This window comes from Streptomyces sp. CBMA123 (assembly GCF_014596465.1).
GTDB lineage: Bacteria > Actinomycetota > Actinomycetes > Streptomycetales > Streptomycetaceae > Kitasatospora.
On sequence record NZ_MECK01000089.1, the window covers coordinates 1 to 18,619 of the forward strand.

Here is an 18,619-nt window from a genome sequence, read left to right on the forward strand (position 1 = left end):
GGTCGCGAACGGACTCACCGCTGCCGACGGGCGCGGCGCGCTCGCCCGGCTCACCGAACTGCTCGCCTACGGCGCCGCCGACCCCGCCGACCCGGCCTGCGCCGCCCACCTGCACTGCCCGCCGCTCGCCGTCGCGGCCGCCGCCGACCTCGCGGTCAGCGCGCTCAATCCCTCCCAGGACTCCTGGGACCAGGCCCCCGTCGCCACGGTCCTGGAGACCGCGCTGCTGGCCGAACTCGCCGCCCTGGTCGGCTACGACCCGGCGCGCGCCGCCGGGGTGCTCACCTCCGGCGGCACCGAGTCCAACCTCATGGGGCTGATGCTGGCGCGGGACCAGAAGCTCGACGGCATCGTGGAGCTGGACGGCATCCCGGCCGGCGCCCGGCCGTGCATCCTCGCCTCCGAAGCCGCCCACTTCTCCGTGCAGCGCGCGGCCGCCCTGCTCGGACTCGGCGAACGGGCCGTCATCGCCGTCCCCGTCGACCGCCAACTCCGCATGCCGCCAGAGGAGTTGGAACGATCCCTGGCCGAAGCCAGCTGGGCCGGACACACCCCGATCGCCGTCGTCGCCACCGCCGGCACCACCGACACCGGCGCCATCGACCCGCTGGACGCCGCCGCCGACCTGGCCGGCCGCTACGGCGCCTGGCTGCACGTCGACGCTGCGTACGGCGGCGGCGCGCTGCTCTCCGACCGGCTCGCCCCGCTGCTCGACGGCATCGCCCGCGCCGACTCCGTCTCCCTCGACTGGCACAAGCTGGGCTGGCAGCCGGCGGCCGCCGGGGTGTTCCTGGTCCGGCGGGCGGAGACGTACGTGTCGCTGGCCCGGCGCGCCGAGTACCTCAACCCGGTCGACGACGAGCAGGCCGGCTACCCCAGCCTGCTCGGCCGCTCACTGCGCACCACCCGGCGGGCCGACGCCTTCAAGCTCGCCGTCACCCTGCGCACCCTCGGCCGCGAAGGGCTCGGCCGGCTCGTCGACGCCTGCCACGAACTGGCGCTCGCGGCCGCGGCCGCCGTCCGGGCCGAACCCTCGCTCGAACTGCACACCGAGCCGGTCCTCACCACACTGCTGTTCCGCTACCGGCCGCCCGGGCTGACCGACGAGGCCGCCGTGGACGAGCTGAACGGGCAGCTGCGCCGGCTCCTGCTGCGCACCGGGCGCGCGGTGGTCGGGCGCACCGAACTGCCGGGGGACGGGCCGGGGCGGGTGCGGCTGAAGCTCACCCTGCTCAACCCGCACACGACGGCGGGGGAGGTCGGCGCGCTGCTGCGGGAGGTGGTCGGCGCGGGGCGCAAGGTCGCGGGGGAACGGGCGGGGTAGCGGCGGGGGGGCTCGGCGTCGGCCCGGCCCCGGTGTTGCTCCGGCCTCGGCGTGGCTCCGGTCCTGGTGTTGCTCCGGCCTCGGCGTGGGTCCGGGCGCGGCGTGGGCCGGCCCCGGTGCGGATCCGCACCGCGGCCGGCCCGGCCGGGTGTACGGCCGTCAGGCGTTCAGCAGGACGCCGCGGGTGAGCTCCCAGGTGTCCGGGTCGGCGGCGATCAGGAGGCCGTCCTCGCAGCCCGGGGCCTCCGGGCGGTAAGGGCTGCCGTCCATCCGGGCCGCGACGCCGCCGGCCTCGGTGAGCAGCAGCGAACCCGGGGCGTGGTCCCAGGGGAGGGTGCGCCAGTAGAAGATGAAGTCGACCCGGCCCTCGACGACCTCCGGGTACTCGATGCCGGCGGCGCTCCGGCCGGGGTCGATCTCGCCGAAGACCGAGCAGTTGGCCTCCATCCGGCGGCGGTCGGCCGGGGCGAGGAAGCGGCTCTTCAGGATGCCGGTCAGCTTCCCGGCGTCGGCGGGTGCCGGCGGGCGGGTGAGGCGTTCGCCGTCGCGCCAGGCACCGGCGCCGAGTTCGGCGCGGTAGGCGGTCGCGGCGACGGGCTGCCAGATCCACGAGGCGACGGTCAGGCCGCCGCGGACCAGGGAGCACATCACGGCGTAGTCGGGGCGGCCCGCGACGAAGTTGGAGGTGCCGTCCACCGGGTCGACCAGCCAGACGGCGGGCTCGTCGTGGATGGCCTGGGCGAGCGCCGGATCGGCGGCCACGGCCTCCTCGCCGACCACCGGGACGGGCAGCAGCTCGTGCAGGCGGCGGGCGATGATCGCCTCGGCCTCGCGGTCGGCGATCGTCACGATCTCGCCGGGCGCCTTCTCCATCACCTCGCCGGCGCTCAGCGCCCGGAAGCGCGGTTCCACCGCCTCGGCCGAAGCCTCGGCGAGTATCTCCGCCACCTTGTCCATCAGCACGTTCGCGCTCCCTTCGCCGGTTACCACTTTCGCACGAGTGCGCGGAGGGGGTGTCGGCGGACGGGTGGCGGGCGAACGGCCGGCGGGTGACGGGGAGTGGCCGGCGGCGGTCGGATGACGGCGAACAGATGACAGATGACAGAGTTCGAAATCTGTCATCTGTCATCTGTCATCTGTCATCTGTCGCCTGTCATCTGTTCGCCGTCTCCTGTGAACCGTTCGCCGTCAGCCGCCCAGGTAGTGGAATCCCGGGCGGGGGTGCATCAGGAACTCGTGGTGCGAGATGTTCCACCCGTACGCGCCCGCCATCGCGAACAGCACCCGGTCCGCGGCCCGCAGGCCGGCCGCGCCGTCCGCCGCCCGGGCCAGCACGTCCTTCGGGGTGCACAGCTGACCAGCCAGGGTGGCCCGGCCGGTGCTGACGGCGGGGCGCGGCCACGGGTGCGGCCAGGCGTCCACCGGGAGCACCGAGAAGGGCTGGGAGTGCCCGCGGGTGGCGGGGGTGCGCAGGTGGTGGGTGCCGCCGCGGACGACCGCGAAGTCCTCGCCGTGGCTGCGCTTCACGTCCAGCACCTCGGTCGCGTACCAGCCGCAGTAGGCGGTCAGGGCCCGTCCGGGCTCGATCCGCAGGGTCAGTCCGGGGTGGGCGTCCAGGAGCTTGGCCAGGCCCTCGCCGAACGCCGTCCAGTCGAAGCGCCGCGCCGGGTGGTCGTAGTCCACCGCCATCCCGCCGCCGATGTTGACCTCGCTGAGCGGGAGGCCGTGCCGCTCGGCGAGGTCGGCCGACCAGGTGACGATCCGCTCGGCGACCGACAGCTGCTCCGCCGCCGCCAGCCCGCTGGCCAGGTGGGCGTGCACCCCGCGCAGGCGCAGCCGGTGCCCGAGCGGTCCACCGTCGGTGAGCAGCCGGACGCACTCCTCGGCCCGGTCCGGGTCGAGGCCGAACGGGGTCGGTCGTCCGCCCATCGCCAGCGGTACCGCGTCCAGGGCGTCGGTGGCCACCGGCAGGTTGACCCGCAGCAGCACGTCCACGCTCGACCCGGGCCGCTGCGCCAGGACGGCGGCCAGCCGGTGCAGCTCCTGCTCGCTCTCGACGTGCCAGCGGTGCACCCCGGCGTCCACGGCGGCGGCGATCTCGGCCGGGGTCTTGCCCGGCCCGCCGAAGGCCAGCGGCGCGTCCGGCACGGCGGCCCGCACGTGCGCCAACTCCCCGCCGCTGGAGACCTCGTAGCCGTCGACGGCGGCACTCAGCGCGGTCAGCAGCGGCGCCGCCGGGTTGGCCTTGGCGGCGTAGTACAGCTCGACCCGGTCGGGCAGCGCGGCCCGGACGGCGGCGGCGTGCTCGCGCAGCGCGGCCAGGTCGTAGACGTAGGCGGGAAGTTGGTCGGGCGCGAGGGCGGCGACGTGGTGGTGGACGGTGCCGCTGGTCGGAGTACTGCTCATCGGGTGGCGCTCCCGGCGGGAAGGTGGGCGGTCATGCGGGCGGCCTCGGCGAGCACCGAGCCGGCCAGCGGGGAGGGCAGCCGGACGTACCCGGCCTCGCGGTCGGCCTTGCGCTCCCAGCGGGTCAGCAGGTTGGCCTTGGCGGGCAGCGGGACGCCGGCCAGCAGCGCCCGCAGTCGGGGCGGGCGGCCGTGCGCGGCGGCGTACTCCTCCAGGACGTCCCGGACGGCCTGCCAGAGCGCGCCCTCCAGCTCGGGGTGGCGGTCGGCGAGGGCGGCGAGCAGTTCGGCGACGTGGTTGACCAGCAGGCAGTAGACCACCCGGTCCCAGCCGCGCTCGGCGTCGTACGTCATCGGGCCGGCCACCTCGGGCGGCAGGGCGGCCAGCAACTCGGCGTTCCGCTCGGGGACCAGCTTGGTGCCCTCCAGATCGCGGAAGAGCACCTGCGCCGGCCGGCCGGCCGGGTCGACGCCGATCAGCACGTTCTGCAGGTGCGGCTCCAGCACCACGCCGTGGTCGAAGTAGGCGGCCAGTACCGGCGGGAGGAGCAGCCGCAGGTAGTCGCGCCACCAGGCGAGGGCCGAGGCGCCGTCCGAACTCCCGCCCAGCAGGCTGGAGATGTGCGCCGAGCTGGTCGGGTGCTCGTCGGCGACGGCGGCCGCGAGCAGCGGGGTGACGCCCGGGCGCAGCAGGCCGCTGAGGCCCTCGCGCAGGATCAGGCCGAAGCCCTCGTAGAGCGCCTGGTCGGGTCGGCCGTCGGCGCCCGGCAGGGCGAGGGTGCGGAAGGCGGGCTCGCGCAGCATGACCGCGTCCGGGAAGCGCCGGGCGAGGTCGGTGAGCACGGGGTCCAGCAGCCGGGTGAGTTCGACGGCGCCGGTGAGCTCGTAGGCGGCGTTCTTGCGCAGGCAGTTGGTGATGCGGACGTTGAGGCTGAACTTGAGGAAGGCGTCCGCGCCGTACAGGGTGCGCACCGAGGCGGTGGCGGCGAAGCGCTCGCCGCGCGGGCCGAGGTCGAGGATGTCGCCGCGGGCCATGGCGGCGCGCAACAGGGGATGGTCGCCGATGAGTTGGTACTGCCAGGGGTGGACGGGCAGCAGTCGGTAGCCGTCCGGCACCTCGCCGAGGCCGTCCAGTACGGCGCTCGCCGCCGCGTCCAGGGACTGTTCGGCGAGCAGCTCGGCGCGGACGGCGAAGTGGCGCAGCGGGAAGGCCGCGCGGGACTCGGGGGCGTAGTGGCGCCAGTCGCCGCGGGCGGCGGAGCGGGACTTGGGCGCCGGGTGGAAGCGGTGGCCGAACAGCAGGGCCTGCTCGGACTCCAGGTAGCGGTCCGCTCCGGCGGCCGGACGGTCGGCCAGGCCCGTGCCGACACCCCGGTGGCTGGACGCCACCTGGTCGAGGAACTCCTCGTTCACCGTGCCGGTGCGCAGCTCCAGCTCCGCCTGGGCGTACCCGGCGAGTTCGCGCCAGCCCAACTCGCGCCAGCCGTCCGGGGTTTCCTCGTACACCGGGCCGGTGAACCGGTGTGCGCCGAGCAGCGAGGTGCGGCGCAGGGCGACCCGAAGCAGGGTGCCGCGGCGGGGCAGGCGCAGCAGCAGCCGGCCGTCGTCGACGGCGGTCTGGTGCTCGGGGGCGGACACCTCGCGCAGCAGGCAGTTGAGCAGGGTGTGGGCCACCGCCTCGTCGGCGCCGGGCAGTTCAGAACCAGGCAGTTCGGAGCCGGGCAGTTCGGCGCCGTTCGGTTCGGCAGGGGCCGTGGTCGACGGACTGGCGGGGAGGGTGGTGGTGGGCCGGGCGGTCATCGGGGGCTCCTACGGGTCAGGAGGGCGAGCAGGGCGGCGGCCAGTGCGGCGACGGTGCCGGTGACGACCGGGGCGGCCGGTCCGCTGCTGCCGTTGGCGAGCGCGGCGGCGAGTCCGGCGGCGACGGCCCCGCACTTGGAGACGGTTTCGCGGGTGCCGAACATCCGGCCCGGCGCGCGGCCGCGGGCGGCGTCGGCGGCGAGGACGGCGAGGCAGACCAGGCCGAAGGTCATGCCGAGGCCGAGCACCGCCCTGGTGAGGGCGAAGGTGAGCAGGGAGTGGGCCGGGGCGTGGCCGGCCAGTCCGACGGCGACGAGGGCGAAGCCCAGCGCGAGCCCGCTGCGGGGGTGCGCCTCGACGGCGGAGTGCACCCGCCCGGCGCCGATCAGGTAGACCAGGTGCGGCAGCGCGAACAGGAGGCCCGCGACCGTGGCGTTGACGCCCGGCAGCCGCTGCTGGACCAGGGTGATCAGGTACGGGAAGGAGATGATGGTGGCGAAGACGAAGGCGAACTCGAAGGTGTAGAGCAGCTTGAGCGAGCCCCGCGGGTCGGCCGGGACGCTGTCGCCGCCCGCCCTTGCGACCGTCGGACGGATCGGCTCCGGAAGGGAGTTGAGCAGGACCGCGGCCGTGAGTGGCAGGACCGCCATCACCAGGTACTGCCGGTGCGGGTCGATCCACGGCGACAGCGTGCCCACCAGGATCGGCGCCGCGACCAGGGCGGCCCGGGCGCTGCCCTGCATCAGGGTCAGCGCCTTGGACAGCTGGGAGCCGTCCAGGGCCGCGGCGAGGTAGCCGTTGGTGGCGGAGAAGGTGCCGCCGAGGAAGCCCTGGAGCACCAGCGCGATGGTGAACGCGGGCAGGCTGTCGGCGGCTCCGGCGAGCAGGAAGGAGACGGCGAGGCCGAGTTGGGCGCGCAGCAGCAGCCGCTTCTGGCCGAAGCGGTCGGCCAGCCGGCCCCACAGCGGCGCGCCGAGGGCGGTGAAGACGGTCGGCACGATGTAGAGCAGCCCGGCCCAGTGCCCGCTGTGGTCACCGAGACTGGGGAGGATCTCGGTGAGGTAGGGCGGCAGGCCGAGGGCGGCGAAGGAGGCGACGAAGTAGCAGGCCGCCACCGCGTGCACCTGGCGCCGGTCCAGTCCGACGGCGCCGGCCGGTCGCGGCAGCGGCTCGACGGTCCTCACGAACGGTCCTTCGGCAGCAGGTAGTTGGGGCCGTCGGTGTAGTGCTTGTTGATGTCGGCGGCGCCGCTGCGCTCCTTGCTGAGCAGGCTGCCGGCGCTCACCATGGCCTTGACCGGCAGCCGTTGGGCGTCCAGCAGGGCGGCGCGCAGCGGCTGTCCGGCCGGGCCGAGGCGGTCGACCGCCTCGGTGAGGACGGCGCGCAGCAGCTCCAGGCTCCGTTCCAGCGGCACCCGGCCGTGTTCGGCCAGGCCGAAGGCGAGCGAGGCCGTGCACAAGTGGCCGGTGATCGTGGTGAACAGGTCGGTGAGCGCGCGGTCCTGCTCGCCGAGGATCCGCGGGTCGCGGAACTCGGCCACCAGTGCGGCCAGTTCGCCGATCGGTGAGGCGGCCGTCCGGGTGGTGTTGATCCGGGGGCCGTCGTTGTCCTTGTAGAGCAGCCGCAGGCCGGAGTCGTCGAGGACCAGCGAGGTGTTCTGCTGGTGCGACTCCAGGGCGATGCCGTGCCCGAACAGGGTGGTCTGCCAGTCGACCAGCAGCCGCAGCAGGTCCTCGTACAGCGCGAGGACGCAACCGTGGTGGAAACGGTCGGCCAGCTGGTCGATCACCAGCCGCCCGTCCGGCGCCCCGGCGAGCAGGGCGGCCAGCGGGACGGTGACCGCCCCGTCCAGGCCGTCCGGATAGCGGCGCAGCAGGACGGCGAGCAACTCGTCGTCGGCGTGGGCGAAGTGCTGCTCGTCGGCGTGCAGCACCCGGCCGGCGAAGCGCGGTTCCCGCGCGGCGACCGCCTCCACCAGCCGCTGTCCTACCGCGCCGTTGACCAGGGTGACCGGCTTGATGGTGCGCCGGTTGCGCAGGCCCAGGGTCGCGGTGGCGAGCGGCAGTTTGAGGTGGCAGGAAGGGTCCCGGACGACGGCGACGGTGCGCATGGACAGCGTCGGCAGCACGTCGAGGTAGGGCTCGGGGCAGAGCACCGCGCCGGGCGCGATCCGCCCGAAGTCCTCGGCCGCGGTGAGCGGATGGATCGGGACGGTCCGGAACTCGCCGGGCACGCCCAGCTGTTCGGCACTCGGCCACCAGGAGGGCAGCGGCCCGTCGCCGTGCACGGTCAGCCGGCCGGCCGGTACGGCGAGCCAGCGCAGCTCGAAGGTGGGGTGGAACTCCGGTGCATAGGAGCACAGTTGCGGTTCGGTGAGGCCGGAGCGGCCGCGCGCGGTGGGGTAGACCGGGTGGTCCAGGAAGGCGGCGAGCGCCTCGAAGCCGAGCGCGCCACGCGGGCCGGTCCAGCGGGACACGTCCGCGCCGTACCGCCCGGCGAGCCGGGCCTGCACCTCGGGCCGGACCCGGTCGTGGAGTTCCATGGTGGCGAGGGTCTGCCGGCACTCCTCGGCGAAGGCCAGGTGGCCGGGGCGGTCCTGTGGGTCGGCGCGGTCCGCGAGCCGGGCGAGGACGGCGGCCAGGTCGGTGAGCCGGGTGCCGTCCACCTCCAGTACCGGCAGTCGGGCCGCGTGGTCGCCCTGGAAGCCGTCGGGGGCGACCGGCAGGGCCAGCGTGCCGTCGGTCAGCCAGGGCCCGTCGGGCCGCTGCTCCAGGACGCCGTTGGTGCGGAGACCGAGCACGTCCTCGCGCAGCAGGGCGGACAGGACGCGCAGGGTGAGCTGCTCGGCGGGGGCCGGGGGCTCGGCGGTCAGTGCCGTGTCGGCCGCGGTCATGGGGTGATCTCCCAGCGGTTGGCGGCGATGAACTCCGCCACGGCGGTGTCCACCGCGGCCTGGTCCGGGCCGACCGCCCAGACGATGCCCAGGTAGTCGCGGTTGGTGCGGTAGAGCTCGTGCCGGGCGCCGAGTTCGCGCACCGGCAGGTAGGAGAGGGTGACGCCGTCGGCCCGTCGCTCGAAGTGCGGTTCGGGGGCGGCGGTGAGGGTGCCGGCCCGCTCCGCGCAGACGCGCTCGTGGCGGGCCCGCCGGTCGGTGCGGGCGCCGAGGTCGGCGGGCAGCCGGTCGCCGAGGTGGGCGCGCAGGACCAGCTCGAAGTAGGGGATCCCGAGGATCTCGGCGAGCATCAGGTCGCACTGGTCGCCGATGGCGCGGTAGTTGACCTCGATGATGCGGGCGCGGCCGTCCGGCTGGAGGACGAACTCGGTGTGGCAGGCGCCGAGTCCGACGCCGAGGGCGTCGAGCTGGGCGAGGACCTGGTCGACCACCGGCCGGGGGTGCGCCGGGGTGAAGGTCAGCACCTCCTCGATGAAGTCCGGCGGCGGGGAGAGCCGGGTGCGGAAGCCGCCGAGGACGTGCCTGGTCCGGCCGTCGCCGAGGGTCTCCAGGGTGCACAGCTCGCCGGCCAGGAACTCCTCGACCACCAGCGTGGCGCTGGGGCGGCGGTGCTGGATCTCCTTGACCCGCTGGGCGAGTTCGGCGGCGTCGGCGACCAGCGTGACGTCCTCGCTGGCGACGCCCTCGCGGGGCTTGACGATGCACGGGAACGGCGGGTTGAGGCCGGCCGGGTCCTGCCCGGGGGCCAGCTCGGCGGAGCGGACCAGGTCCAGCCCGGACTCGGCCAGGTGGCGGCGCAGTTCGCCCTTGTTCTTCGCCCGCAGGGCGGCCTTCCAGTCCTTGCCGGCCAGGCCGAAGTAGTCGGCGACCAGGGCGGTCTGGGTCTGCAGGTGGTCGCTGTTGCTGAACACCGCGTCGGGGGTGTGGTGCTGCGATATCAGCCCGATCACCTCGCGGAAGTCCTGGACGTCGCACTCCACCACCTCGCATGCCAACCCGGCTCTGGCGTAGGCACGTTGGTGGTCCTCGACGTGGTCGGTGAGCACCGTGACGTCGAGCCCGAGCCGGGCGGCGGCGGGCAGGAAGCCGCGGGTGACCGAGTCGGTGGTGTTGAGGGCGAGCAGGTAGAGCCGCATGGGAGTGTCCTGGGGGCGTGGTGACGGACGAGGGACGCCGAACGGGAGATGGTGAACGAAGGACGGTGAACGAAGGACCGCGAACGAAGGACCGCGAACGAAGGGCGGCGAACAGATGACGGATGACAGCCGACAGATAACAGACGGTGAAATCTGTCAGCTGTCATCCGTTCGCCGTCGACTGCCAGCGGGCGACGGCTACTTCGGTGCGTCCACGCCCGCCGCCTTGGCGATGTCGACGAGCATCGCGTCGGCGGCCTGGACACCGATGCCGGACATCCAGGTCTCGTCCGGCACGGTGAACACCTTGTTGTTCTTGACGGCGTTCAGGCCCTGCCAGACCGGGGTCTGCTGGACCTCGCTCTCCTTGGTCTTGTTCGGGTCGTCGGCGGTGGTGACGAACACCAGGTCGGCGTCGGCCTGGCTGATCTGCTCGGCGCTGACCTCGATGATGTTCTTGTCGACGTCCTGCGAGGCGGGGCGGGTCAGGCCGACGTCCTTGAGCACCACACCGCTGTAGGAGGCCTTGGCGTACAGCCGGGTCGGGCCGGCCACGAAGCGGACCACCGAGGCGGTCGGCATCGTCCCGTTGTACTTCGCCTTGATCGCCTCGCCCAGCTTGTGCGCCCGCTCCTCGTAGTCGGCCAGCGCCTTCTTCGCCTCGTCCTCCTTGCCGAGCGCCTGGGCGTACAGCGCCAGGTTCTCCTTCCAGGGGAAGCCGGTGGTCTCGGCCAGCACGGTCGGCGCGATCGCGTTCAGCTGGTCGTACACCTTGGCGTGCCGGACCTTGGAGGAGAGGATCAGGTCGGGCTTGAGGGAGGCGATCAGCTCCAGGTTCGGCTCGTTCATCGGGCCGACGTCCTTGGTGTCCTTGATCTTGTCCTTGAGGTAGTTCGGGAACCCGCCCTCGGTCTTCATGTGCGGGGAGACCGCGCCGACGGGCGTGATGCCGAGCAGCGTGACGTCGTCCAGCTCACCGCTGTCCAGCACCACGACGCGCTTGGGCTGCGACTTGATCTGGGCGGTCCCGGCGGCGTGCTTGACGCTGCGGGGGAACCCGGCGGCGGTGCCGGCCGAGGCGCCGGAGGACGCGGAGTCGCCACCCGCCTTGGCGGCGTCGCCGGTGCTGCCGCAGGCGGCGAGGAGCGTGGCGGACAGCGTGACGGCGAGGACGGCGACGGGGAGTCGGCGGTTCATCGGAGTTCCTTGGATCGGGTCGAACGGGGGGACGGGGAAAGGGGGGCCAGATCAGACGGCAGCGGCGGGGACAGCGGCGGCGGCAGTGGCGGGGGCAGTGGCGGAGCCGGCGGCGGCGCGCACCCGGGCCCGTGGCACGACCAGCGGGGTGCCGGTCTCCGGGTCGGGCACCACCCGGCACGGCACGCCGAACACGGTCTCCACCAGATCCGCCGTCAGCACCTCGGCGGGCGGGCCGGCCGCGGCGAGCCGCCCGTCCTTGAGCACCACCAGGTGGTCGGCGTACCGCGCGGCCTGTCCGAGGTCGTGCAGCACCATGACCACGGTGCGTCCGGCCGCGGCGTGCAGGTCGGCGACCAGGTCGAGCACGTCGAGCTGGTGCCGCAGGTCGAGGAAGGTGGTCGGCTCGTCGAGCAGCAGCAGATCGGTCTCCTGGGCGAGGGCGAGCGCGATCCAGACCCGCTGGCGCTGCCCGCCGGAGAGCCGGTCGACCTGCTGGTCGCGCAGCTCCGCGGTGCCGGTGCGCGCCAGCGCCTCCTCGACGGCCGCCTGGTCGGCCTTGGACCACGGGCTGAGCATCCGCTGGTGCGGGTAGCGCCCGAGCCGTACCAGCGCCTCGACGGTGACCGCCTCGGGCGTGACCGGCTGCTGCGGCAGCAGGCCCATCCGCTTGGCGAGGGTGCGGGCGGGCATCCGGTGGATGTCGGCGCCGTCGAGGGTGACGGTGCCGGCGGCCGGGTCGAGCAGTCGGACGAGGCCGCGCAGCAGGGTCGACTTGCCGCAGGCGTTCGGACCGACGATCGCGGTGACGGCGCCGCCGGGCAGTTCGAGGTCGAGCCCGTCGACGATGGTGCGGTCGCCGTAGCGCAGCGCGAGGCCGTGGGCGGCGAGCCGGTTGGCGTCGGTGGTGCCGGTCATCAGCTGCTCCTCTGGGGAAGCCGGCCCTGGCGGATCATCAGCACCAGGAGCCAGGGCGCGCCGAGGGTGGCGGTGACGGCACCGACCGGCAGGCCGTGGACGGGGATCACGTGGAGCACGAGGAGGTCGGCGGAGAGCAGCAGCACGGCGCCGGTGAGCGCGGTGAGGCCGAGGGTGCCGGGGGTGGGCGGTCCGGCGAGCAGCCGGACCAGGTGCGGGACGGCGAGCGCGACGAAGGCGACCGGGCCGGTGAGGGCGGCGGCCAGCGAGGCGAGGGTGATGGTGAGCAGCAGCAGCCAGAGCCGGTCCCGGGCGGGGTTCAGGCCGAGGCCGCCGGCCGAGTCGTCGCCGAGGTCGAGGACGGCGACCCGCCGCTGGCAGAGCACCGCCGCCCCGGCGGTCAGCGCGATGGCGGTGCCGCCGATCCACACCTCGGTCCAGTTGCGCCCGTACAGCGAGCCGGTGGTCCACTGCATCGCGGAGGAGGCCAGCTCGGCCGGGAACCGTACGATCATCAGGTTCACGGCGGCGGCCAGGCCCTGCTGGACCGCCAGTCCGACCAGCACCAGCCGGGTGACGGCCATCTTGGTGCGCCAGGCGAAGCCGCCCAGCAGCAGCGCGGCGAGCAGTCCGCCGCCGACCGCGGCCAGTGGGATCAGCTGCTGGGAGGCGCCGGTGGCGAGCATCAGCACCGCGCCGAAGGAGGCGCCGCCGGTGATGCCGATGGTGTCGGGGGCGGCCAGCGGGTTGCGGAACAGCCGCTGCAGCATCGAGCCGGCCATCGCCAGCCCGGCGCCCGCGATCAGCGCGGACACCACGCGCGGCGCCCGGAACTGCTGCACCACCAGGACGTCGCCTGGATCGCCCTGACCGAACAGGGCGCGCAGCGCGTCCCAGGCGGAGATGCTCACCTGGCCGGTGCCGAGCGCGATGCCGGTGAGCAGCACCAGCAGGGCGACGGCCAGCAGCGACCAGCCGGCGGTACGGGCCCGGCGGCGCGCGATCGCCCCCAGCGGGGCGGTGATCGAGCTCATGCGCCCACCTCGCTTCGCCCGGCAGACGCTTCGCTCAAGGTGCACCTCTTGACGGTTCGCTCGCTTCGCGCGCTCACTTGGCCACCTTCCGGGCCAGCACCGCGAGCAGCGGCGCACCGAGGAAGGCGGTCACGATGCCGACCTCGATCTCGGAGGGCTGCACCACGAGCCGGCCGAGCACGTCGGCGGCGAGCAGCAGCAGCGGGCCGGCGATCAGGCAGCCGGGCAGCAGCCAGCGGTGGTCGTTGCCGAGCAGCGCGCGGACCAGGTGCGGCGCGGCCAGTCCGATGAACGCCACCGGTCCGGAGACGGCGACCGCGCTGCCCGCGAGCAGGACCACGGCGAGTCCGCCGACCACCCGGATCCGGGCCACCGGCACGCCCAGCGCCTGGGCGGTCTCGTCGCCCAGGGCCAGCGCGTTGAGCGCGGGGGAGATCGCGAAGGCGGCCACCAGGCCGAGCACCAGGAACGGCAGCACGGGGGTGAGGGTGTCCAGGTGCCGCCCGGCGATCGAGCCGGCCAGCCAGAACCGGGCCTCGTCCAGGGTGCGGTGACTGGCCAGCATCAGCGCGGAGGTCCAGGAGGTGAGCACCACGGTGAGCACCGTGCCGCCGAGCGCCAGCCGGACCGGGTCGAGGTCTCCGCCGCGCCGGGACATGGTGTACGCGGCGACGGCGGCGACGGCCGCTCCGGCGAGGGCGAACCAGACGTACTCGCCCGGCCGGGAGAGGCCCAGCGCGTAGATCGCGGCGACCACGGCGAGGCTCGCGCCGGCGTTGATGCCGAGGGTGACCGGGGAGGCCAGCGGGTTGCGGGTGACGCCCTGGGCGACCGCCCCGGCGACGCCGAGCGCGGCCCCGACGGCCAGTCCGATCAGGGTGCGCGGGACTCGAAGACCCGTCACCACGTCGGCGTCCCCGCCGTGGGCGGCGCCGGTGAGGGCGTCGACGACGGTGGACAGCGGGATGGCTCGGGAGCCCAGCGCGAGGCTCAGGGCGGCGCACAGCACGAGCGCGCACACTCCGGCGACCAGCAGCAGGGGCCGCCGGATCGCCGGGGAACGGGGCGTCGCCGGGGCTGTGGCGGCCGGCGGGTCGGTTCTCAACACGAGTCGATATCTTAGGTTAGGTTTGCCTAAGTTCGTCAAGGTGGGGTCGACGGTCGGGCGGGGGCGGCGGCCTGGTGGACGGGTGGTTGGTGCACCCCCTGAGGCATTGTAAGGTGAGGCTCACCTTAATCGATCACTCGGAGTCGATCTCGGGAGCGCCGATGGTCCCCGGAACACCCCTGCCCGTCGCGCCCGTCGCGCCCGTCGCGCCCGTCGCTGCCCGGCCGGTCGCGCCGGACCGCCCCGTGCCCCTCGCGCCGGAGTCTGCCCCGCCCGCCGCCCTGGTCGCCGACTACCGACGGCTGCGCGAGCTCTGCCCCGTCCTCCGGCTGCACCTGCTCGACCCCGCCGAACCCGACCCGTCGGCCGCCGACGGCTGGTACTCCGGTGCCCGCATCGCCACCGACGAAAGGGCGTTGGCCGCCGTCCTGGCCGGCCAGGACGCCCGCATCGCCGCCGGACACGGCCGCGCGCCCCGCCCGCACGTCACCGCCTCCCGGCTGCTCCACCACTACGCCTGGAGCGCCTGCCTGCTGATCGCCGGCCCCTGGCACCTCGCCCGGAGGGTCCCCGCCATCGACCCCGCCGACCTCTGGCTGCACGCCCCCACCGGCGACCTCGCACTGCGCCCGCGCGGCTGCGTCACCCACCCCGGCGACGACGAACTGCGCGCCGAACTGCGGGCCGCCGTGGTCGCCCACCTCGAACCGGTGCTCGCCGCCTTCGCCGGACCGACCCGGCGCCGCGACCGCGCGCTCTGGGGCATGGTGACCGACGACCTCGCCTCCGCCGTCTGGTACCTCGGCCGGATGCTCGACGCCGCCGTCGGCGGGGACTCCGGGGCCGGGGGAGCCGAGGGCGAGGCCGCCGCCGTGGCCGCCGCCGGAGCCCTGCTGCCCGGTGGCACCCAACCGCTGCCCGGAGCCGCCGACTTCCGCCGGCTGCGCACCCCGGACGGCCGGGAACACCACACCCGCACCCGGCTCGGCTGCTGTCTCTACTACGCCGTCGAGCCCGCCGCCGTCGCCTGCCTGACCTGCCCGCGCACCGGCGACGAGGAGCGGCTGCGGCGGTTCTGACGGACGGTCCGCAGCGGCGCCCTACCGCTTCGAGTCGCCGTCGCCCCCGGGCTGTCGCAGCACTGCCACGCCCCGGTCCAGGTCCACCCCGAAGTGCGGCGGCGCCCCGGCCCGGGTGTCGTCCCGGCGCGCCGCCTGCTCCCGCTTCTGCTCGACCTGGATCCGCTTGCCCGGGCTGAACATCGCGTGCAACTCGTCGAGCCCGCCGCCACCGCCGACCCCGACGCCGGGCCTGCGATCGGCCCGGCGCGGTGAGGCCTCGGCCCGGACCTGCCAGCCCGCCAGCACCACCAGCCCGACCATCGCCGCGACCACGCACGCCACTCCCGGCAACCAGCCCATGCCCAGCTCAACGCCCCACCCCCGTACTGGCGTTCCCGGTTCCGGACCCCCAGCGGATACGCTGCCACGGATCTTAAGGAGAGCTCTCATGACCGTGCGCGGAACCCTCGTGGACATCCCGACGGCGGACGGCACCGCCGACGCCTACCTCACCCACCCCGACGACGGCCGGCCCCACCCCGGCGTCCTGCTCTACCAGGACGCCTTCGGGCTCCGACCCCACCTGAAGACCATGGCCGACCGGATCGCCGAGGCCGGCTACACCGTCCTCGTCCCCAACGTGTACTACCGCAATGGCCGCGCGCCGCTCGTCGAACTGCCCGAGCTGATAGACATCGAGCAGTGCGACGCGATCTTCGCCCAGGTCGGCCCGCTGCTCTTCGCCGCCAGGTCCCCGGAGGCCGTGATCCGCGACGCGGACGCCTACCTGACCTGGTTCGCCGGCTCCCCGCTGGTCCAGGACGGCCCGATCGGCGTCACCGGCTACTGCCTCGGCGCCTACCTCGCCCTGCGCACCGCCATCGGCCACCCGGACCGGGTCGCCGCCGCGGCCGGCTTCCACGGCGGCCACCTCGCCACCGACCGCCCGGACAGCCCGCACCTGGAGGCCGGACGGATCACCGCCGAGCTGTACTTCGGCCACGCCGACCAGGACGAGTCGATGACGCCCGAGCAGATCACCCGGCTCGACGAGGCCCTCACCGCCGCCGGGGTCCGCCACCGGTCGGAGGTGTACGAGGGCGCCGGGCACGGCTACACCCAGGCCGACACCACCCGCTACGACGCGGTCGGCGACGCCCGGCACTGGTCGGCGCTGTTCGACCTGCTGAAGCGCACCCTGCCGGCGTGATGACCGGCCGGAGTCCGGCCGGTGCAACCCCGCCCGGGCTCCGGCCTGTTGGTCCCCGATCCACCGGACGTGGATTCCAGCGGCCGTAGAGTGGTAGCCGGGTAGCCGGGTAGCCGGGTAGCCGGGTAGCCGGTCGGGCCGCGCGGGCGTCCCCGCCGCGACCGAGCAATGCGGCGGGCCCCGTCGACACACTCACGGGGGTCGTACATGCCGGACGGACGGAACGCGCGAACCGGGCTGCGCCTCGGCGGAGTTCAGCAGGCCGTCGCCGAGGCGCTGGCCGAGCACCTGCCCGGCGGGCTGCGCCCGGGCGAACTCGACCGCGACGGACGGGCGTTGCGCTGGCTTGAGGCAGGCGCGGCCGAGGGTTCGCCGATCGTCCTGGTCGCGGGCAACGGCACCTCCTCGCTCACCTGGTCCCCGCTGCTGCCCGAACTCGTCGCGCTGGGGCGGGTGGTGGCGTACGACCGGGCCGGGCTCGGCGCCAGCGAACCCGACCGCGCCCCGACCCTGACCCTCGCGGCGCAGGTCGGCGACCTGGCCGCGCTGGTGCGGCAGCTGGACGCCGGACCGGCCGTCCTGGTCGGGCACAGCTGGGGCGGTCAGCTGGCCCAGCTCCTCGCCCGGCGGCGGCCGGAGCTGGTGGCCGGCCTGGTCCTGGTGGACCCGGCGCACGAGGACTTCCGGCCGTGGGCGATCAGCGTCGCCGAGACGGCGCTGCTCCGGATCGAGGTGAGGCGGGCGGCGCGGGTGCCCGCCCTCGCCGTACCGGGCCCGGCCGGGGCGCTCGCCCGCGCCGAGGCTGCCGTCCTCTCCCACCCCCACCAACGGCGGGCCGTGCTCGCCGAGAACCGGCTGTCGAACCGTGCCACCGCCCAGCTGCGCCGGCTGCGGGCCGCCGGGCCGCTGCCCGAGGCGCCGGTCACCGTGCTGAGCGCGACCGAGGGGCTGCCCCGTGTGCTGCGGGCCCGCTTCACCGCCGCGCAGGCGCGGATCACGGCCGGTGCCGCCCGGGGCGTGCACATCGTGGTGCCCGGCGCCGGGCACGCCGTCCACGAGGACCGGCCGCGGGTGGTCGCCGCGGCCGTCCGGGAGGTGTCCGAGCAGGCCCGAATCGCCCGGAACGGCGGACTTTGAGGCCCCGGTAGCCACTGCTGGGACGACGGCACCCTCTGGCACACTGTGTGCCGACGACCCGGCGGGGAGGGTCATGACACCTGGGGGCAGGGGAGATGAGTAGCGCGGGCACCGTGCTCGGCGGGCGGTACACGCTGGTCGAGAAGATCGGCGGCGGGGGGATGGGCGCGGTCTGGCGGGCCGAGGACCAGGTACTGGCCCGGCCGGTGGCCGTCAAGATCCTCCGGGCGGACCTGTTCGAGGACGGCACCGCCGTCCAGCGGTTCCGCCGCGAGGCCCAGCTGGTCGCGGCGATCGACCACCCCGGCATCGTGGGCGTGCACGACTACGGCGAGAGCGGCCGCAGCGGCGAGGACGGCGACGCCCACTGCGCCTACATCGTGATGGACCTGATCGAGGGCCGGCCGCTGGACCGGGTGCTCAAGGACGACGGTCCGATGAGCGCCGAGCGCGCCCTGCGCCTGCTCGCCGAAGCCCTGGACGCGCTGCACGCCGCCCACCGGCGGGGCATCGTGCACCGCGACCTCAAGCCCTCCAACCTGATGGTGCGCGAGGACGGCGGGGTCGTTGTCACCGACTTCGGCATCGCCCGGGCCGTCGCCAGCACCAAGCTCACCGCGCCGTTCGCGATCATCGGGACCGCGGCCTACATGTCCCCGGAGCAGGCCTCCGGGGAGGCCACCGGCCCGGCCTCCGACCTCTACTCGATCGGCGTGGTCTGCTACGAAGTGCTGGTCGGGCGGGTGCCGTACCAGGGGGAGGGGCCGCTGCAGGTCGCGCTCAAGCACGTCAACCAGCCGGTGCCGGAGCTGCCGGAGAGCTTCCCGGCGGCGGTGCGGGCGCTGGTGGCCACCGCGCTGGCCAAGAGTCCCGAGGACCGCTTCGAGAGCGCGGCCGGGATGGCGGCGGCGGCCCGGGTGGCGATCGGCCTGCCGGGCGCGGCGCGGAGGGCGGCGGACACCGCGACGATCGACCTGCGGGAGGGGGCCGGGGGAGCCCCGGCGGCCGTACCGGCGGTGGTCCCGGGCGGGGCGTTCGCGCCGGCCGGACCGGAGCAGGTCGTGAAGGTGGACCCGCGGGCGGAGACCGAGCCGGGCCGGCGCCGTTCGCGCCGCGCCCTGCTGCTGCCGGTCGTCGTCCCGATCGTCATCTCGGTGGGCACGGCGACCGCACTGCTGGTCGACCGCAGCCCCGGCAGCTCCGACGCGGCGGCGCCGCCCGCCGCCCAGCCGACCGTGGTGGTGACCGTTCCGGCCGCCCCGGGCACCACCAGCCAGGCCGCCACCACCTCAGCGCCCGCCACCCCGCTGCCGACCGACAGCCCGTCGGGCACCCC

General features: G+C 74.8%; 16 protein-coding genes. 5 read left to right on the plus strand and 11 right to left on the minus strand.

Annotated features, from left to right (window positions below; translation table 11 throughout):
• Nucleotides 1–1,324: pyridoxal phosphate-dependent decarboxylase family protein (locus BG452_RS12900; RefSeq protein WP_188304404.1), on the plus strand; the 1,324-nt coding region annotated here is incomplete at its 5' end.
• Between the two features lie 159 nt (nt 1,325–1,483).
• Here BG452_RS12900 and BG452_RS12905 read toward each other — a convergent pair.
• The 10 genes from BG452_RS12905 to BG452_RS12950 all read right to left on the minus strand — a co-directional run bounded on the left by BG452_RS12905 (nt 1,484) and on the right by BG452_RS12950 (nt 13,818).
• Nucleotides 1,484–2,281, minus strand: a complete 798-nt coding sequence (locus BG452_RS12905; RefSeq protein WP_188304417.1) for an inositol monophosphatase family protein — start codon at nt 2,279–2,281, stop codon at nt 1,484–1,486.
• 231 nt (nt 2,282–2,512) lie between these two features.
• The gene (locus tag BG452_RS12910; RefSeq protein ID WP_188304405.1) at nt 2,513–3,730 is read right to left on the minus strand and encodes a type III PLP-dependent enzyme; all 1,218 of its coding nucleotides are present in this window, start codon (nt 3,728–3,730) and stop codon (nt 2,513–2,515) included.
• Nucleotides 3,727–5,529 carry an IucA/IucC family protein gene (locus tag BG452_RS12915; protein WP_188304406.1) on the minus strand — a complete coding sequence of 601 codons (1,803 nt, stop codon included), beginning with the start codon at nt 5,527–5,529 and terminating at the stop codon, nt 3,727–3,729. The genes BG452_RS12910 and BG452_RS12915 overlap by 4 nt, the downstream gene beginning before the upstream one ends.
• Entirely contained in the window at nt 5,526–6,713 is a 1,188-nt protein-coding gene (locus BG452_RS12920; protein ID WP_317621014.1) for an MFS transporter, read from the minus strand. The genes BG452_RS12915 and BG452_RS12920 overlap by 4 nt, the downstream gene beginning before the upstream one ends.
• Entirely contained in the window at nt 6,710–8,422 is a 1,713-nt protein-coding gene (locus tag BG452_RS12925; RefSeq protein ID WP_188304407.1) for an IucA/IucC family protein, read from the minus strand. The genes BG452_RS12920 and BG452_RS12925 overlap by 4 nt, the downstream gene beginning before the upstream one ends.
• A complete protein-coding gene (locus BG452_RS12930) occupies nt 8,419–9,618 on the minus strand; it encodes an acetyl-CoA carboxylase biotin carboxylase subunit family protein (protein ID WP_188304408.1) in 1,200 nt (399 codons plus the stop codon). Before BG452_RS12930 ends, BG452_RS12925 begins: the two co-directional genes overlap by 4 nt.
• A gap of 198 nt (nt 9,619–9,816) precedes the next feature.
• The gene (locus BG452_RS12935) at nt 9,817–10,815 is read right to left on the minus strand and encodes an ABC transporter substrate-binding protein (protein WP_188304409.1); all 999 of its coding nucleotides are present in this window, start codon (nt 10,813–10,815) and stop codon (nt 9,817–9,819) included.
• Between the two features lie 51 nt (nt 10,816–10,866).
• Complete coding sequence (locus tag BG452_RS12940) at nt 10,867–11,733, minus strand: ABC transporter ATP-binding protein (RefSeq protein WP_188304410.1); 867 nt, start codon at nt 11,731–11,733, stop codon at nt 10,867–10,869.
• Entirely contained in the window at nt 11,733–12,767 is a 1,035-nt protein-coding gene (locus tag BG452_RS12945) for a FecCD family ABC transporter permease (RefSeq protein ID WP_188304411.1), read from the minus strand. Before BG452_RS12945 ends, BG452_RS12940 begins: the two co-directional genes overlap by 1 nt.
• Before the next feature lie 73 nt (nt 12,768–12,840).
• Nucleotides 12,841–13,818, minus strand: a complete 978-nt coding sequence (locus BG452_RS12950) for an iron ABC transporter permease (RefSeq protein WP_317621016.1) — start codon at nt 13,816–13,818, stop codon at nt 12,841–12,843.
• A gap of 302 nt (nt 13,819–14,120) precedes the next feature.
• Here BG452_RS12950 and BG452_RS12955 point away from each other — a divergent pair, with 302 nt between their 5' ends.
• Nucleotides 14,121–14,954, plus strand: a complete 834-nt coding sequence (locus BG452_RS12955) for a (2Fe-2S)-binding protein (protein WP_317621015.1) — start codon at nt 14,121–14,123, stop codon at nt 14,952–14,954.
• A gap of 21 nt (nt 14,955–14,975) precedes the next feature.
• Here BG452_RS12955 and BG452_RS12960 read toward each other — a convergent pair whose 3' ends face one another.
• Nucleotides 14,976–15,296 carry a DUF6191 domain-containing protein gene (locus BG452_RS12960; protein WP_188304413.1) on the minus strand — a complete coding sequence of 107 codons (321 nt, stop codon included), beginning with the start codon at nt 15,294–15,296 and terminating at the stop codon, nt 14,976–14,978.
• An 88-nt stretch (nt 15,297–15,384) separates the two neighbouring features.
• Here BG452_RS12960 and BG452_RS12965 point away from each other — a divergent pair, with 88 nt between their 5' ends.
• The 3 genes from BG452_RS12965 to BG452_RS47035 all read left to right on the plus strand — a co-directional run.
• Nucleotides 15,385–16,146 carry a dienelactone hydrolase family protein gene (locus tag BG452_RS12965; protein ID WP_223242148.1) on the plus strand — a complete coding sequence of 254 codons (762 nt, stop codon included), beginning with the start codon at nt 15,385–15,387 and terminating at the stop codon, nt 16,144–16,146.
• 207 nt (nt 16,147–16,353) lie between these two features.
• On the plus strand, nt 16,354–17,283 hold the full coding sequence (locus tag BG452_RS12970; protein ID WP_188304415.1) for an alpha/beta fold hydrolase: 930 nt from the start codon (nt 16,354–16,356) through the stop codon (nt 17,281–17,283).
• Between the two features lie 95 nt (nt 17,284–17,378).
• Nucleotides 17,379–18,619, plus strand: a 1,241-nt coding sequence (locus BG452_RS47035; RefSeq protein WP_188304416.1) for a serine/threonine-protein kinase, incomplete at its 3' end; no start/stop codon positions are given.

Coding starts and splice junctions, on each gene's coding strand:
- BG452_RS12905 (WP_188304417.1), bottom strand. CDS start 2,281: ATGGACAAGGTGGCGGAGATACTCGCCGAGGCTTCGGCCGAGGCGGTG.
- BG452_RS12910 (WP_188304405.1), bottom strand. CDS start 3,730: ATGAGCAGTACTCCGACCAGCGGCACCGTCCACCACCACGTCGCCGCC.
- BG452_RS12915 (WP_188304406.1), bottom strand. CDS start 5,529: ATGACCGCCCGGCCCACCACCACCCTCCCCGCCAGTCCGTCGACCACG.
- BG452_RS12925 (WP_188304407.1), bottom strand. CDS start 8,422: ATGACCGCGGCCGACACGGCACTGACCGCCGAGCCCCCGGCCCCCGCC.
- BG452_RS12930 (WP_188304408.1), bottom strand. CDS start 9,618: ATGCGGCTCTACCTGCTCGCCCTCAACACCACCGACTCGGTCACCCGC.
- BG452_RS12935 (WP_188304409.1), bottom strand. CDS start 10,815: ATGAACCGCCGACTCCCCGTCGCCGTCCTCGCCGTCACGCTGTCCGCC.
- BG452_RS12940 (WP_188304410.1), bottom strand. CDS start 11,733: ATGACCGGCACCACCGACGCCAACCGGCTCGCCGCCCACGGCCTCGCG.
- BG452_RS12945 (WP_188304411.1), bottom strand. CDS start 12,767: ATGAGCTCGATCACCGCCCCGCTGGGGGCGATCGCGCGCCGCCGGGCC.
- BG452_RS12960 (WP_188304413.1), bottom strand. CDS start 15,296: ATGGGCTGGTTGCCGGGAGTGGCGTGCGTGGTCGCGGCGATGGTCGGG.
- BG452_RS12965 (WP_223242148.1), top strand. CDS start 15,385: ATGACCGTGCGCGGAACCCTCGTGGACATCCCGACGGCGGACGGCACC.
- BG452_RS12970 (WP_188304415.1), top strand. CDS start 16,354: ATGCCGGACGGACGGAACGCGCGAACCGGGCTGCGCCTCGGCGGAGTT.